The following is a 14,036-nucleotide window of genomic DNA, read 5'->3' on the forward strand; positions in this document are numbered from 1 at the left end:
GTCAGCGGATTTCATAGTGGGCCGCAGCGCATCAGGCTGCAACAAGCCCGGATATAAAGCTGCAACCCATCCTGTCGCAGTCGGAACACACGAAAAACCGTCGCAAACGGGAGGCGTTCATATAAACGACGATGGCGAACCAGCCTGAGCACACCGGTGAGCAAGGCATCGCGCTGATCAAGCAGTTCGAGGGGTTGCGGCTCGCGCGCTATCTCGACGCGGTCGGCAAACCGACCATCGGCTACGGACACCTGATCCTGCCTAACGAGCGCTTCACGCGACCGCTCACGCCTGCCGAAGCCGAGGCGCTGTTGCGGCGCGACCTGCGCGGCGCCGAGCTGAACCTGCGCAAGCTGCTGCGCGTGCCGGTCACGCAGCAGCAATTCGATGCGCTGATGTCGTTCGTCTTCAATCTCGGCGCGGGACGGCTGCGTTCGTCGACGCTGCTGCGCTACCTGAACGCCGGTGCGAGCGCGCGTGCAGCCGACCAGTTCCTCGTCTGGAACAAGGCCGGCGGCAAGCCGCTCGCGGGGCTCACGAAGCGCCGTCGGGCCGAGCGCGCGCTGTTTCTGTCGTGAGCGCCCGGACATCGCACCGGCCGAACGTCACGGGTCGCCGCGCATGTCGTTCGCGCCATTTCGCACGGCGTCGGCCGCCCGTAAGCTGAAACCGTCGCTGAAATCGTGCCGCATCCGTTCCAGCCATCCGTCATTCGTCATTCGCCATTCGTCACGACAGGAGCCCCGCATGAACGCTACTCGCTCGCCCGGCCGCACGACGCCGCCGTGTTCCACCATTTCGCGCACGCTGCGTCGCGTGCTCGGCACCGCATGCATCGCCGTAGCCGCCGTGGCGACGCTCGCGCCGCCCGCCGTCGCCGCCGCCGATCCGCTGCCCGCATACGGCGCCGACCTCCAGCGCACGTCGGTGTCGGGGCTGTCGTCCGGCGGTTTCATGGCCGCGCAGTTCGATGTCGCGTTCTCGAGCCGGTTGATCGGCGCGGGCATTGTCGCCGGCGGCCCGTTCTACTGCGCGGGCGTGAACACGCTGATCCCGCCCGCCGTGGCCGCGACCACGCTGTGCATGCAGCCGATCGGTCCCGCGCCATCCGCGGACGATGCATGGCGCGCCGCGCGCGTGTTCGCGCAACGCGGCGAGATCGACGATCCGGCCGCGCTGCGCGGGCAACGCATCTACGTGTTCAGCGGTGCGAAGGATACCGTGGTGTCGACGCGCGTCGTCGACCAGACCGCGCGCTTCTACACGCTCGCGCAAGTCCCGGCCTCGAATCTTCAGTATCGCGAATCGCCGGACGCCGGGCATGCGTTCATCACGAATCGCCCCGAAGACAACGCATGCAGCGCGAACGCGAGCCCGTATATCGACAACTGCGGCTTCCAGCAGGCGCACGACATCGTGCGCTGGATCTACGCCACATCCGACAAGCCGCTCAATCCGCCCGCCGCGCAGGCAGGCGGCAAGCTGCTGAAGTTCGACCAGCGCGCGTTCGATACGCAGCGCCGCGCATCGCTCGGCGACACGGGATACGCATACGTGCCGGCCGACTGCGAGCGCGTGGCGTGTGCGGTCCACGTGGTGTTCCACGGTTGCGTGCAGAACGTCGCGGCCGTGGGCGAGAAGATGATCCGCGGCGTCGGCTACAACGAGATCGCCGACACGAACCGGCTGATCGTGCTCTATCCGCAGGTCGAGAAATCCGCCGTCAATCCGCTTGGCTGCTGGGACTTCTGGGGCTATACGAGCACCGATCCGCTTCACCCCGACTTTTACCGCCGCGACGCGCCGCAGATGGCCGCCGTGATGCGCATGGTGCAGCGCCTCGGCGCCGCGCGTCCGTAATCCGCGTACCGGCCGACGTCACGTCGCCAACGCCCTTTCATCACGAGGAATCGCCATGTTCTCCACGTTCATCGCCCAATGGGAACGCGCGCACGCCGACGCGCTCCAGCTGTTCGGCAAGTTCGCCGCGCAGACGACCGGCACCGGCGGCACGCCCGGCGGCCCCGCGTGGCGCGCATTCGCGCACACCGCGCTGCTCGCCGGCCACCGTTATGCGGATGCATGCCAGGCAGCGACCGACGCGTTGTGGCTCGGCCAGCTCGCACGGCTCGCTCCCGGCAGTTCGGCCGCCGCGGTCAAGGAGCTGGCGGCACTGAACGCCGATCTCGCGACACGCTTCACGCAGAGCCACGTGCAGCATGCGGGCGCGATGGCCGACGCGGCCGCGCAATATCTCGACGATCTCGGCCGCACGCGCGGCCCCGCCGATGCCGCGATGGCGCTCGGCCGCTTTATGGGCGACCTGCAGGCCCAGACGCGTGCGCATGCGCTGCACGTCGCGTCGCTCGCGAACGGCGTCGCGCCCGCGCTTGCGCAATGGGCCGACCGAACGCTGCGCGACGATCGCGGCGCGCCCGATCAGGAGCAAGCGTCATGAACATCAAGCTCCGCTTCGTGAACCGCTCGAACGACTGCGGCAACAGCGAGGTCGTGCTGTTCCAGCGCGACGTGATCCCCGATCTGGACGCGTTTGCGATCGCGTGGAAGGTGATCCGGTATTGCGGGCGCGACTGCTTCCATCCGTTCGACTACTCGACCGACATCGACGTCGCGCTCGGCGACGAGCACGGCAACTTCTCGCCGCGCGTCACGGCACCCGCCGGCATGCGCTTCGTCGTCGACGCGCAACCCAACGGACGCGGCCGGCTCGTGCCCGACCTGGCCGATGCGCCGGGTGGCGACATCGAGGTCGTCAACCGGTTGCGGCGCGGCGCCGTGAACGTCAACGCGTTCAGCGCGGGCCGGCTGATCGCGGTGAAGCACGCGGTCGCGCCCGGCCAGAAGGCCGTGTTCCGCTTCACGCCGACGCTGTGGATCGGCGTGGCGTCGCAGGTGCAGGAAAGCCGCGCGCTGCACGCGGCGGTGATGTCGAGCGCGAACACGCTTCTGCCGCTCGCGGGCGTCGCCGCGGCCGACATCGTGATGACGGGCGGCGGCACCGGCACCGATGCGCAGCCGTATGCGTTCGCGCTCGAACACATCGTGCACGCGTAGCACGGCCTCACTCGGATTGAATCGACTTGACGGCACGGCTTCTCGGCCGGGCCGGCGGGAAAGGTGCGCGGCAGACCGACTGCCGCTTTTTTCAAACTCAAGGAGCAACGACGTGGATATCCAACTGAACCTGATCAACCGCTCGAACGACGCCAACAACTCGAGCGTCGTGATCTTCCAGAAGAACGTGGCGACCGACTTCGACGAACTCGCGATCGCGTGGAAGGTGATCCGCAATTGCGGCCAGGGCGACAACCATCCGTTCAAGTTCCCGATGACGATGAGCGTGAGCGCGAGCGACAGCTGGGGCAACTACATGCCGCAGCAGGTCGCCGCGAACGGCCAGGTGTTCCAGGTCGTGCGCTCCAGCTCCGGCGACGTGCTGCAGCTCGGCGGCGACCCGGGCGCGAGCTCCGAGGTGCAGGTGCGCAACGACCTGCCGGCCGGCGCGATCAACGCGACGATCTACAAGGACGGCAGCCCGCTCGCGCGCAAGACGTCGGTTGCGCCGGGCCAGAAGGCCGTGTTCCAGTTCAAGCCGACGATCTGGATCGGCGTCGCGTCGCAGATCGAACAGGGCGCGCTGATGAATTCCGCGGTGATCTCCGACATCAACACGGAACTGTCGCTGCTCGGCATCGCGAGCGCCGACATCGTGATGACCGGCGGCGGCCCCGGCCCGCGCTCGATGCCGTTCACGTTCCGGCTGGAAAACGTCGTGATGGCGTAACGGTCCGTGCGCCGGCGACGCACGGCCGGCGCCCATTCAATCAGTTATCCAAATCGAATCAAGGTGACTCATGGACATCAATCTCAACTTCGTCAACCTGTCGAACGACGTCAACAACAGCCAGATCGTGATTTTCCAGAAGAACGTGTCGACGGACTTCGACGAGCTCGCGATCGCGTGGAAGGTCATCACCAACTGCGGACGCGGCGACAACCATCCGTTCGTGTTCCCGATGCTGACGACCATCTCCGCGAGCGATGCCGACGGCAACTACATGCCGCAGAAGCGCGCGGACAACGGGCAGCTCTTCAACGTGTCGCGTTCGACGTCGGGCAACGTGCTCGCGCTGGCCGGCGCGGCGCCGACGTCGCGCGAGATCCAGCTGCGCAACGACCTCAGCCAGGGGGCGATCACCGCGTCGGTCTTCAAGGACAACCGGCTGCTCGCGCACAAGACGGGCATCGTGCCGGGCCAGAAGGCCGTGTTCGAGTTCAAGCCCACGCTGTGGATCGGCACGGCATCGCAGATCGAACAGGGCGCGGTGATGAACTCGGCCGTGCTGTCCGACATCAACACCGAACTGTCGCTGCTCGGCATCAAGAGCGCCGACATCGTGATGACGGGCGGCGGCGGCGGCACCACCGCGACCGCGTATCAGTTCCGGCTCGCGAACGTGGTGATGGGGTAAGCCGCGCGCCGCGCACGCGCGACGGCGAACGGACTGCCCCGTCACGTCGTCGCGCGCCGGCGCGTCAGCCCGCCCGCTGCACGGGCGCCATCTTCGAGAAGTACTTCGCGCCCGCGACGCAGCCGACGACCACGATCGTCACGGCCAGCATCGACGGCGGCACCGTCTCGTGCAGCAGCCCGGCGGCAAGCAGGAACCCGAAGAACGGCTGCAGCAACTGCAACTGACCGACGCCCGCGATCCCGCCGAGTGCGAGGCCGCGATACCAGAACACGAAGCCGATCAGCATGCTAAACAGCGACACGTACGCGAGCCCCCACAGCGCGGCGGCGTCGACACCGTCGAACGTCGCGGGCCGCGTGAACCACGCAGCCGGCAGCATCGCCGGCAGCGACAGCACGAGCGCCCACGAGATCACCTGCCAGCCGCCGAGCTGGCGCGACAGGCGCGCGCCCTCCGCATAGCCGAGCCCGCACGCGACGATCGCGGCCAGCATCAGCGCATCGCCCACCGCCGATGCGCTTGCGCCGTTGCGCAGCGCGAACGCGGCCACCGCACCGCTGCCGACGAGCGAGAAAATCCAGAACGGCAGCCGCGGCCGCTCGCCGCCACGCCAGACACCGAACAGCGCGGTCGCGAGCGGCAACAGCCCGACGAACACGATCGCATGCGCGGACGTCACGTGCTTCAGCGCGAGCGCCGTCAGCAACGGAAAACCGACCACGACCCCGAGCGCGACGACGATGAGCGACGCGGTTTCGGCACGCGTCGGCCGCTTCTGCTTCAGAGCGACGAGCAGCATCAGGCCGAGCACGCCGGCGATCGTCGCGCGCGCGAACGTGAGAAACAGCGGGTCGAGCCCCTGCACCGCGACGCGCGTCGCGGGCAGCGAGCCACTGAAGATGATCACGCCCAGCAGGCCGCTGAGCCATCCGTCGGTCGTCTTGTGCACGGGAAATCCTGATCGAAAAAGGTGGATGACCGATGATCCGCCGCGCGCGAAAAGCGCGTAAGCTACAGACCAATACAATTCGGACAAACTGTACTGGACAACCGTCCGTACAGTTCCCCTCGCTCGCCATGAACCGTTCCGTGCAAGCCCCTGCCGCGCCCGCACCGTCGCGCACGCGCGTGGAAACCGTGATGGACACGCTGCGCGCCCGGATCTCGAGCCGCGCGCTGATGCCCGGCGCACGTGTGCCGTCGATTCGAATGATGGCCGACGCGCTGCACGTATCGAAATCGACCGTCGTCGACGCCTACGAGCGGCTCGCGAGCGAAGGCGTGCTCGTCGCGCGGCGCGGCTCCGGCTTCTACGTGTCGGGCCACGCGCCGCCGCTCGCGCTCGCCGAACTCGGCCCGCGCCTCGATCGCGAGCTCGATCCGCTGTGGCTGTCGCGCCAGGCGCTCGAGGCGGCGCCCAGCTCCGTGAAGCCCGGCTGCGGCTGGCTGCCGTCGTCATGGCTGCCGGACGAAAGCTTGCGACGCGCGCTGCGCGCGGTGTCGCGCGACGAACCCGACGCGCTGACCGACTACGCGACACCGCTCGGGCTGCCCGCTTTACGGCAGCAACTGGCGTGGCGGCTCGCGCAGCACGGCGTCCATGCGGAGCCCACGCAGATCATGCTGGCCGACGGCGGCACGCACGCGCTCGATCTCGTGTGCCGGCTGCTGCTGGAGCCGGGCGACACCGTCGTGCTCGACGACCCGTGCTACTTCAACTTCCAGGCGCTGCTGCGTGCGCATCGCGCGCGCATCGTCAGCGTGCCGTACACGCCCACCGGCCCCGATCTCGCCCGCTTCGAGCAGGTGCTCGCCGAGCATCGGCCGCGCCTGTACATCACCAACGCAGCGCTGCACAACCCGACCGGCGCGACGCTCGCGCCGCCGGTCGCGCATCGGCTGCTGACGCTCGCGGCCGAGCATGGCTTGCTGATCGTCGAGGACGACATCTTCGCGGACTTCGAGAGCACGCCCGCGCCGCGTCTGGCGGCATTCGACGGGCTGTCGCGCGTCGTGTCGATCGGCAGCTTCTCGAAGACGCTATCGGCCGCGATCCGCTGCGGCTATATCGCCGCGCGCCCCGAATGGATCGACGCGCTCGTCGACCTGAAGCTCGCGACGTCGTTCGGCAATGCGCAGATCGGCGCGAATGTCGTGCACCGGCTGCTGGTCGACGGCACCTACCGGCGCCATCTCGACGGCCTGCGTGCGCAACTGGCCGATGCGATGGGCGAAACGATCCGGCGGCTCACGCGCGCCGGGCTCGGAATCTGGACCGAACCGCGCGGCGGCCTGTTCGTATGGGCGGAATTGCCCGACGGGCTCGATGCCGCGCGCGTGGCGCGCCATGCGCTCGACCATGACGTGGTGCTCGCACCGGGCAACGTGTTCAGTGCGTCGCATGGCGCGACGTCGTTCATGCGCTTCAACGTGTCGCGCTGCAAGGGGCCGGCGGTGTTCGATGCGCTCGGGCGCGCGATGGAGGCGGCACGGATGCCGACGCACGCGGCCGCGCAACCGGACAGCCACGTTCGCGCGCTCGCCCGCGAACGTTGACGGCGGGCGATTTTGCCAGGGCCTGTTCATGCTAATAACGGGCCCTAGGAGCCGGTCGCCACGATCTCCGCGATGAAATCGACGAACGCCCGAACCTTCGCGGGCGGCAGGTGACGCGACGGATAGTAGGCGAACAGCGGAAATGCCTCGCCGCGCCAATCCGCGAGCAGTTCGACGAGCCGCCCCTGCTCGATCAGGCCGGCTACCCCGCTCGCCTTGAAGCGCGCGATGCCCACACCGGCCAGACATGCACCGAGCATCGTGCCCGCGTCGTTGACGAGCAGCCTGCCCGTCGTCTTGACCGGCACGCGCTTGCGGCCTAGCTGATAGACCCACTCGAGCGGCTGACCGGTTAGCGTGTTGCGCATCTGGATGCACGCATGGCCTGCGAGATCGTCCGGCGCCGCCGGACGCCCGTGCCGTTTCACGTACGCGGGCGCGGCGACCGTCACCGCGCGCGTCTCCAGCAGCTTGCGCGCCACCAGCGACGACGATGGCGGCTCGCCGAACCGCACCGCAACGTCGAATCCGTCGGCGACCAGATCGCCGAGCTGTTCGCGCGCAGCGAGCTCCAGCGACAGATCGGGATGGCGGGCCAGCAACGCCGGAAGATGCGGCGCCAGCACCCGCCGAGAGAAATACGCATCGACATTCACGCGCAATCTGCCGCGCACGGCGGCGGCCGAGCCCGCGGCCAGCGTCACCGCGTCGCCGATACCGGCGAGCAGCGGACCGATCTCTTCGTACAGGCGACGCCCTTCGTCGGTCAGCGTGACCGAGCGCGTCGTGCGATCGAGCAGCCGCACGCCGACGCGCGCCTCGAGCCGGCCCACGGCCCGACTGACGCCGGACGGCGACAAACCGAGTGCGTCAGCAGCGCGCGCGAAGCTGCCGCTTTCGACGATCGCCGCCAGCACGCCCACGTTCGCGAGAATTCGTCCGTCGATTCCCAGGATCTCATTCATGACAAACAATCACCAATCAAATGACATGGATTCGATTCCATCAGGAATCGCCGACTCCTATCATGCAACCCGATGCATCGCGACGGCAAGCCCGAACGCGACGTGCAGTTACGGCACCCGAAACGTTCGGCGCCCTGCTCCCTTATCGATGAGGATTTCAAATCATGTATGCCATTACCGGTATCACCGGACAAGTCGGCGGCGCGCTCGCGCGCACGCTGCTCGCGGCCGGCCGGCCCGTGCGCGCCGTCGCGCGCAGCGCGGATCGTGCCGCGCCGTGGATCGCACGCGGCTGCGATGTTGCAGTTGCCGAAATGAGCTACGCCGCCGCGCTCACGACGGCCTTCTCGAATGCGGATGGCGTCTTCGTCCTGCTGCCGCCATGCTTCGATCCGTCGCCGGGATTCCCCGAGACGCGCGCTGTCATCGATGCCGTCGGTGCGGCATTGCGCGCCGCGCGGCCGCGCAAGGTCGTCTGTCTGTCGACGATCGGCGCGCAGGCCACGCAGGAGAATCTGTTGACGCAACTGACGATGGTCGAGCAGGCGTTCGACGACTTGCCGATGCCCGTCACGTTCCTGCGCCCCGCGTGGTTCGTCGAAAACGCCGCGTGGAACGTGGCAACCGCGCGCGACACCGGCGTGATCCACAGCTTTCTCCAGCCGCTCGACAAGCCGGTGCCAATGGTCGCAACCGAGGATGTGGGCCGGACCGCGGCCGCACTGCTGCAGGAAGAATGGACCGGCGCCCGCATCGTCGAACTCGAAGGGCCGCGGCGGGTCAGTCCGAACGACCTCGCGAACGCGTTCACCCGTGCGCTCGGGCGCCCGGTGCGCGCCGAAGCCGTGCCGCGCAACACGTGGGCGGCGCTGTTCGACGCGCAGGGAATGCGGCATCCCGCGCCGCGCATGCGCATGCTCGACGGTTTCAACGAGGGCTGGATCGAGTTCGAGTCGGCGCGCGAGGATGTCGTTCGAGGAGAAATCGACGCGGACGCCGTGCTGCACGCGCTCGTCGCCCGCGTCGCCTGAGCGCGACCGGGACGGCGGCCGATGTCGTCACGCCGTCGCCCCGCCGCCCGATCATGCCTCCGCCGCGTGCGCCCGCGCCCGTACCTCGGCGAACGTCCTATCGACCGGCATCCGCCCGGTATCGAACACCGTTTCGAGCGCGTCGTCCCATTCGCCTTCGAGCGCGCGGTCGTCCCATGCAACGGGCAGTGTCGTGGTGCGATACTCGCCCGTGCGCCGATTGCGCAGCAACGTGAGCCTTCCCTTCTTCGATCGCTTGCCCTGATCGGTGACGGGATCCTTGCGAACGTCGTGCCATACGTCGCCACGGCGGATCGCCGAGCACTTCATCGCGAAACGCTGCGTATCGCGGTTCACCTGCTGCAGCAGCGCGCCGCCCATGCCGAACACGACGTTGCCCGCCGCATAGCCCGCGTCGTCGAGCGCGGAGAGGATCGCTTCGATCGACAGCTCGTCGACGCCGTCGCCCTGGATCACGCGCACGCGGTTCAGCACGCGCCGTCCCTTGCCGTTCACGCTCGAACCGAACGATGCGTCGAGCGCGCGCACGGTCTGCAGCACGATCGCCACGGGGTCGCCGGAATCGGGACGCACGACCAGCGTCGCGCCCGAATCGAGCACGGCTTGCCACAGCTCGCCGCCCCACATCTCGAGCGCGGCGAACAGATCGTAGGAGTCCGACACGACCGACACGATCGCGCCGGGCAACCCGAAGCGAGCGATCATGTTGCGATACGCATCGGCTTCGTGCTGGCGCCCCCACGACGTGATCGTGCTGTGCTCGGCCGCCGGCACCGAATACGCGGCCATCGGCTCGTGATAGAAGCGGTTCGCGGCGAGCACGCCGAGCACGGTATCCGAACCCATGAAGCTCACGAGATGCGCGGCGCCGCCGATCGCGGCCGATTCCGCGCTCGATACGCCGCGCGCGCCGAAGTCGTGCAGCTTGAACGGCAGTTGCGCGAGATCGTCGTCGGTTTTCTCGAGAAAGCGTCGGATCGTCTGCCGCAAGTGCCAGCTGCGCGTCGCGACCGTCACCGGGTACCAGACTCGCAGCAGCATCGTCTCCAGATACGACGCGAGCCAGAATACTTTCGGGTCGTCGCACTCGACGGTCATCAGCACGTTATGGACCGGCACGATCGACCCCTCCGGCACCGCGCGAATCTTCACCGGCAGGTAACCGTCGTAGTGCTTGACGATATGGCGCCAGCCGTCCTCGTTGAACGGCTCGCCATGCACCGCGAAGAAATCGCGGGCGTCGTCGATCATCGCGTGCGTGACGGGTCGGCACAGATATTCCTTCAGCAGCATCTGCAAGCCGAAGAACAGCGTGCGATCGTAGCGGCCGCCGCGCGATTCGACGTACGAGAACATCGCCTGCGCGTCGGGCGGATACTGGAGGAAGTGGGACGCCTTGTACGAATCCGTGTTGAGGATCGGATTGGCGAGAGTCGCGGCAAAGCCGCCGGGATCGTTTTGCATGGCTAGAGCTCCTCTAGGCCGTTGAAGCGCCGCCGCGTCTGTCGCGGCGGACCGGAATCCGGGGAATCAGCGTGTCACAGCTTCCCCAGGAAGTGATACGCGATCTCGAAGTGATCCTCGAACATCACGTTGCGCATCTGCGCGAATTCGTTGAGCGGCACCCAGCGCGCCTTGTCGGCGTCGTCGCTGCCCTTCACGCGCGGCAGCTCGCCGGTCGGGAAGTTGAACAGGCATGCGTGCGAGATCGTGCGGCCGCGCAGCGAGCGGGCCGGATGATCGAACACCTGACGATCCTTGATCGAGCCGCGCAGCACGGGCTCCGGCAGCTTCAGGCCGGTTTCCTCGCGCAGCTCGCGAATGCACGCCGCATCGAGCCGCTCGTCCTGGTTCACGAATCCGCCCGGCAGCGCCCACAGGCCGCGGCCCGGTTCGCTGCGCCGGCGCACGAGCAGGATGTGGCCCGAGTGCACGACCACCGCATCGACCGTCACGAACGTGACCGGATACGGCGCGGCCGACCATGCCTTGCGATATGCGGCGATGAATTCGGCCTCCGCCTTCAGCTGCGCGAATTCCGGTTGCGTGCGGAAATGCTCGAGCCAGCGGAACACGGGTTCCGGCACGGCCCATTGCACGAAGCTGTTGGTGCGTTCGGCGAAATACTGGTCGCGGATTTCGGTGGCGGAAATGTCTTCGGTCGCGTCGACGTCGACGAGCTCCCATTGCGGGAACATCCGCAGGTAATACGACGTGGCGTCCTTCTCGTGGCCGATCAGCCCGACCTTGCGCTGCGCGACGTCGCCGAGCGCGGCGGCCACGGCATCCTGCACCCAGCGCACCCAGTCGCCATCGTTGTACGTCGAATCCTGCACGGGCGCGACCGTCACGCGCTCGCGCTCCGACGGCTCGATCAGCGAAGCCAGCATCTGGCAGCGCTCGTCGAACGAGAACGGATCCTTGATGGTGCGGGGCTTGTCGGTCGACCCGATCAGCACGCACACGCGCTCGGCCCGGCTCAGTGCCGACTTCAGCACGTTCAGGTGACCACGATGCGGGGGCTGGAAACGACCAATGAAAACGAGCGCGTCGAAGCGCCGGCTCTGTTGCGTACTCATGAGGCTCCCTCAAGAGATTGAAACGCTTCGGGTCTGTCCCGAAGGCATGGAATCGATCGTAGGTGAATTCCCGGAGAAGGTCAATCGAGCACGCGCTCGACTTGACGAAGTCTGAAGAAATGCACGACGCCGGCGAGTTACACTCGATTCCATCCCAATCCGCGCGTTGCGCCCCGCCATCCATCATGAGGATCTCAGTCAGCCGGATCGTCGGCGTCGATCGCAGACGCCTCTTCACGTGGTCGCAGGACTACGCGCGGCGGCTCGTGTGGGACAGCTTCCTCGCCGATGCCTATCTGCTCGACGGGATGACGGCCGACGTCGGCGTCGACGCGTTCTGCCGCAGCCAGTCGGGCGCGACGATGGTGTCGCGCTACACGTCGTACCGTCCGCCGCAGGTGGCGGCCATCGAAATGGTCGACGGGCCGAAAGTGCTCGAACGTTTCAGCGGCAGCTGGAATTTCACGGAACGCACGCCGGGCACGACCGAAGTGAAATTCACGTACCACTTCCGCGCGCAGCCGTCCTGGCTGCGCTGGCTGCTCGAACCGCTGATCGGCGCGTTCTATCTCGTGCACACGCGCCGGCGCCTCGATTCGTTCAAGCGCTGGGCCGAAGCGGAGGCGTTGCCGCGCTGACGCGCGACGCCGCGCGCATCAGAGGAACGGCGAAATGTTCGCGATTGCCCGCGAGACGTAATCGTCCTTCTCGCCCACCGGCGCCACATAGTGGATCGCGCTGCGCGCGGCCTCGACGCCCGCCAGACGCGCGATGAACCACGCGGCCAGATACTGCGACGACAGGCACCCACCGGCGGTCGCGACGTTCCCGCTGGCCACGAACGGCTGGTCGACCACAGCCACGCCGGCTTCCTGCACCCACGGCTTGGTGGTCAAGTCGGTGCACGCGGGGACATCGCCGAGCCACCCCAGCTTCGCCAGCACGAGCGTGCCCGAGCACTGCGCGCCGAGCAACTGCCGCGCGGGGTCAAAGCGCAATTGCGCCATCAACGCGGCATCGGCGACGACGTCGCGGGTCCGCACACCGCTGCCCACCAGCACGGCGTCCGCGTCGCAGGCGTCCTGCAGCGACGCTTGCGCGTCGATCGTCACGCCGTTCATCGAGCGCACGCGGGCGGTCGGGCTCGCGATCGAAACCCGCCAGCCCGGCTGCTTGACCCGGTTGAGAATGCCGAGCGCGATCAGCGAATCGAGCTCGTTGAAACCGTCGAAGGTCAGGATGGCGATATGCACGGGGCCTCTGCGCGGGGACTTGGTACCGCACGATCATAAGGCGTTCGCAAAATCGGTGCAGTGCGTCGTCGCATGCGCGGCCACCGCTGTCGCCCGGCCGCTCACGCGAAGCCGCGCGCCACCTGCTGCCGCACCTGCGCGTGCGTGCCCAGCGCGGCGTACGCGAAAAGCGTCGCGAGCGCGCGGCGTTGTCCACCGCTCGCCGACCGCGCATGCTCGGCTGATTGCCGGCGCCCGCTTCCATGCGGCAGCAGCCATTTCGTCATTGCGGCGCCGCCGGCAACCGCTATAATCGCGCGACATTCCGACTGCATTGAGCAGGCCGACGGCGCGCGCCATGCGACGCGCCGCATGCCCTCCTCGACAACAATAATGACAAACCGAACCGTTCGACGCCTTCGCCCGTTCGTGCGCGCCGCCGCGCGCGTGCTCGCATGCGCCCCGCTGCTGGGCGTGCCGCCGGCGCTGCATGCGGCCGATGCCGCAAGCCCGGATGCGCAGCCGGCCTCCGGCCGCTACATCGTCGTCGACACCGGCCATACGCCAGCCCATCCGGGCGCCACCGGCGCGAGCGGCCGAGTCGAATACCGGTACAACCTCGACCTGTCCGCCGCCGTCGCGGAGAAACTCTCCGCGCACGGCGATCGCGTGATGCGCACGTCGGCCGACGGCCGCGAGATCGCCCTCGACCAACGCTCGACGCAGGCGCCCGACGCGAACCTGTTCGTGTCGATCCATCACGATTCGATGCAGCAGCAGTTCATCGACGCGGGCCGGCAACGCGAATTCCGCGGTTTCGCCGTGTTCGTGTCGGAGCGCAATCCGCACTACGCGGAAAGCCTGCGTTGCGCGAAGGCGATCGCCGAGCGGCTGGTCGCGGCCGGCGAGCGGCCGTCGCTGTATCACGCGCAGCCGATCAAGGGCGAGAACCGTCCGCTGATCGATCCGCAACTCGGCATCCACCGCTTCGACGATCTCGTCGTGCTGCGCACCGCGCCGATTCCGGCCGTGCTCGTGGAGGCCGGCGTGATCGTCAATCCCGACGAGGAAAGGCGTCTCGCTCAGCGCGAGACGATCCAGCGCCTCGCCACCGCGATCGCGGGCGGGATCGACGCGTGTACGGCAGCCAGGTAAA

General features: G+C 67.8%; 16 protein-coding genes. 10 read left to right on the top strand and 6 right to left on the bottom strand.

What is annotated here, in order from left to right; all coding sequences use genetic code 11:
• The first annotated feature begins 131 nt into the window (after positions 1-131).
• The 6 genes from HW466_RS19930 (at position 132) to HW466_RS19955 (ending at position 4,493) form a co-directional block, all read left to right on the top strand.
• Entirely contained in the window at positions 132-578 is a 447-nt protein-coding gene (locus HW466_RS19930; protein WP_059449501.1) for a lysozyme, read from the top strand.
• Between the two features lie 169 nt (positions 579-747).
• Entirely contained in the window at positions 748-1,860 is a 1,113-nt protein-coding gene (locus tag HW466_RS19935) for an extracellular catalytic domain type 2 short-chain-length polyhydroxyalkanoate depolymerase (protein ID WP_151006060.1), read from the top strand.
• Between the two features lie 55 nt (positions 1,861-1,915).
• Positions 1,916-2,458, top strand: a complete 543-nt coding sequence (locus tag HW466_RS19940) for a hypothetical protein (RefSeq protein WP_151006061.1) — start codon at positions 1,916-1,918, stop codon at positions 2,456-2,458.
• On the top strand, positions 2,455-3,075 hold the full coding sequence (locus HW466_RS19945; RefSeq protein WP_151006062.1) for a hypothetical protein: 621 nt from the start codon (positions 2,455-2,457) through the stop codon (positions 3,073-3,075). The genes HW466_RS19940 and HW466_RS19945 overlap by 4 nt, the downstream gene beginning before the upstream one ends.
• Positions 3,076-3,187: 112 nt before the next feature.
• The gene (locus tag HW466_RS19950; protein WP_059449497.1) at positions 3,188-3,805 is read left to right on the top strand and encodes a hypothetical protein; all 618 of its coding nucleotides are present in this window, start codon (positions 3,188-3,190) and stop codon (positions 3,803-3,805) included.
• Between the two features lie 70 nt (positions 3,806-3,875).
• Positions 3,876-4,493, top strand: coding sequence for a hypothetical protein (locus HW466_RS19955; protein ID WP_059449496.1), 618 nt, complete (start codon positions 3,876-3,878; stop codon positions 4,491-4,493).
• A gap of 64 nt (positions 4,494-4,557) precedes the next feature.
• On the opposite strand, the gene HW466_RS19960 is transcribed toward HW466_RS19955, so the two are convergent.
• Positions 4,558-5,445 (bottom strand): DMT family transporter, encoded by an 888-nt coding sequence (locus tag HW466_RS19960; RefSeq protein WP_059799714.1) that lies wholly within the window; start codon positions 5,443-5,445, stop codon positions 4,558-4,560.
• A gap of 128 nt (positions 5,446-5,573) precedes the next feature.
• Between HW466_RS19960 and HW466_RS19965 the strand changes: the two genes are divergently transcribed.
• A complete protein-coding gene (locus HW466_RS19965; RefSeq protein ID WP_174905621.1) occupies positions 5,574-7,052 on the top strand; it encodes an aminotransferase-like domain-containing protein in 1,479 nt (492 codons plus the stop codon).
• 44 nt (positions 7,053-7,096) lie between these two features.
• Here the strand turns inward: HW466_RS19965 and HW466_RS19970 are convergent, their stop codons facing one another.
• A complete protein-coding gene (locus tag HW466_RS19970; protein WP_151006838.1) occupies positions 7,097-8,005 on the bottom strand; it encodes a LysR family transcriptional regulator in 909 nt (302 codons plus the stop codon).
• Between the two features lie 176 nt (positions 8,006-8,181).
• Between HW466_RS19970 and HW466_RS19975 the strand changes: the two genes are divergently transcribed.
• Positions 8,182-9,048, top strand: coding sequence for an NmrA family NAD(P)-binding protein (locus HW466_RS19975; protein ID WP_174905620.1), 867 nt, complete (start codon positions 8,182-8,184; stop codon positions 9,046-9,048).
• Positions 9,049-9,099: 51 nt separating this feature from the next.
• Here HW466_RS19975 and HW466_RS19980 read toward each other — a convergent pair whose 3' ends face one another.
• Positions 9,100-10,533: a nicotinate phosphoribosyltransferase gene (locus HW466_RS19980; protein ID WP_151006204.1), complete on the bottom strand. Its 1,434-nt coding sequence runs from the start codon at positions 10,531-10,533 to the stop codon at positions 9,100-9,102.
• Positions 10,534-10,607: 74 nt separating this feature from the next.
• Entirely contained in the window at positions 10,608-11,648 is a 1,041-nt protein-coding gene (locus HW466_RS19985; RefSeq protein ID WP_151006205.1) for a bifunctional nicotinamide-nucleotide adenylyltransferase/Nudix hydroxylase, read from the bottom strand.
• Between the two features lie 185 nt (positions 11,649-11,833).
• On the opposite strand from HW466_RS19985, the gene HW466_RS19990 reads away from it, so the two are divergent.
• A complete protein-coding gene (locus tag HW466_RS19990) occupies positions 11,834-12,286 on the top strand; it encodes a type II toxin-antitoxin system RatA family toxin (RefSeq protein WP_059506640.1) in 453 nt (150 codons plus the stop codon).
• An 18-nt stretch (positions 12,287-12,304) separates the two neighbouring features.
• Here HW466_RS19990 and HW466_RS19995 read toward each other — a convergent pair whose 3' ends face one another.
• Both HW466_RS19995 and HW466_RS20000 read right to left on the bottom strand, forming a co-directional pair.
• Positions 12,305-12,901 carry a DJ-1/PfpI family protein gene (locus HW466_RS19995; protein ID WP_151006206.1) on the bottom strand — a complete coding sequence of 199 codons (597 nt, stop codon included), beginning with the start codon at positions 12,899-12,901 and terminating at the stop codon, positions 12,305-12,307.
• Between the two features lie 101 nt (positions 12,902-13,002).
• Positions 13,003-13,254 (bottom strand): hypothetical protein, encoded by a 252-nt coding sequence (locus HW466_RS20000; RefSeq protein ID WP_176316095.1) that lies wholly within the window; start codon positions 13,252-13,254, stop codon positions 13,003-13,005.
• A 19-nt stretch (positions 13,255-13,273) separates the two neighbouring features.
• On the opposite strand from HW466_RS20000, the gene HW466_RS20005 reads away from it, so the two are divergent.
• Positions 13,274-14,035, top strand: a complete 762-nt coding sequence (locus HW466_RS20005; RefSeq protein WP_174905619.1) for an N-acetylmuramoyl-L-alanine amidase family protein — start codon at positions 13,274-13,276, stop codon at positions 14,033-14,035.
• The last annotated feature ends 1 nt before the right edge of the window (position 14,036 follow it).

It is taken from the genome of Burkholderia territorii (assembly GCF_902833055.1).
GTDB classification, from domain to species: Bacteria; Pseudomonadota; Gammaproteobacteria; order Burkholderiales; family Burkholderiaceae; genus Burkholderia; species Burkholderia territorii.

Coding starts and splice junctions, on each gene's coding strand:
- HW466_RS19985 (WP_151006205.1), bottom strand. CDS start 11,648: ATGAGTACGCAACAGAGCCGGCGCTTCGACGCGCTCGTTTTCATTGGT.
- HW466_RS19945 (WP_151006062.1), top strand. CDS start 2,455: ATGAACATCAAGCTCCGCTTCGTGAACCGCTCGAACGACTGCGGCAAC.
- HW466_RS19990 (WP_059506640.1), top strand. CDS start 11,834: ATGAGGATCTCAGTCAGCCGGATCGTCGGCGTCGATCGCAGACGCCTC.
- HW466_RS20000 (WP_176316095.1), bottom strand. CDS start 13,254: ATGCGGCGCGTCGCATGGCGCGCGCCGTCGGCCTGCTCAATGCAGTCG.
- HW466_RS19940 (WP_151006061.1), top strand. CDS start 1,916: ATGTTCTCCACGTTCATCGCCCAATGGGAACGCGCGCACGCCGACGCG.
- HW466_RS19930 (WP_059449501.1), top strand. CDS start 132: ATGGCGAACCAGCCTGAGCACACCGGTGAGCAAGGCATCGCGCTGATC.
- HW466_RS19935 (WP_151006060.1), top strand. CDS start 748: ATGAACGCTACTCGCTCGCCCGGCCGCACGACGCCGCCGTGTTCCACC.
- HW466_RS20005 (WP_174905619.1), top strand. CDS start 13,274: ATGACAAACCGAACCGTTCGACGCCTTCGCCCGTTCGTGCGCGCCGCC.
- HW466_RS19965 (WP_174905621.1), top strand. CDS start 5,574: ATGAACCGTTCCGTGCAAGCCCCTGCCGCGCCCGCACCGTCGCGCACG.
- HW466_RS19980 (WP_151006204.1), bottom strand. CDS start 10,533: ATGCAAAACGATCCCGGCGGCTTTGCCGCGACTCTCGCCAATCCGATC.
- HW466_RS19955 (WP_059449496.1), top strand. CDS start 3,876: ATGGACATCAATCTCAACTTCGTCAACCTGTCGAACGACGTCAACAAC.
- HW466_RS19975 (WP_174905620.1), top strand. CDS start 8,182: ATGTATGCCATTACCGGTATCACCGGACAAGTCGGCGGCGCGCTCGCG.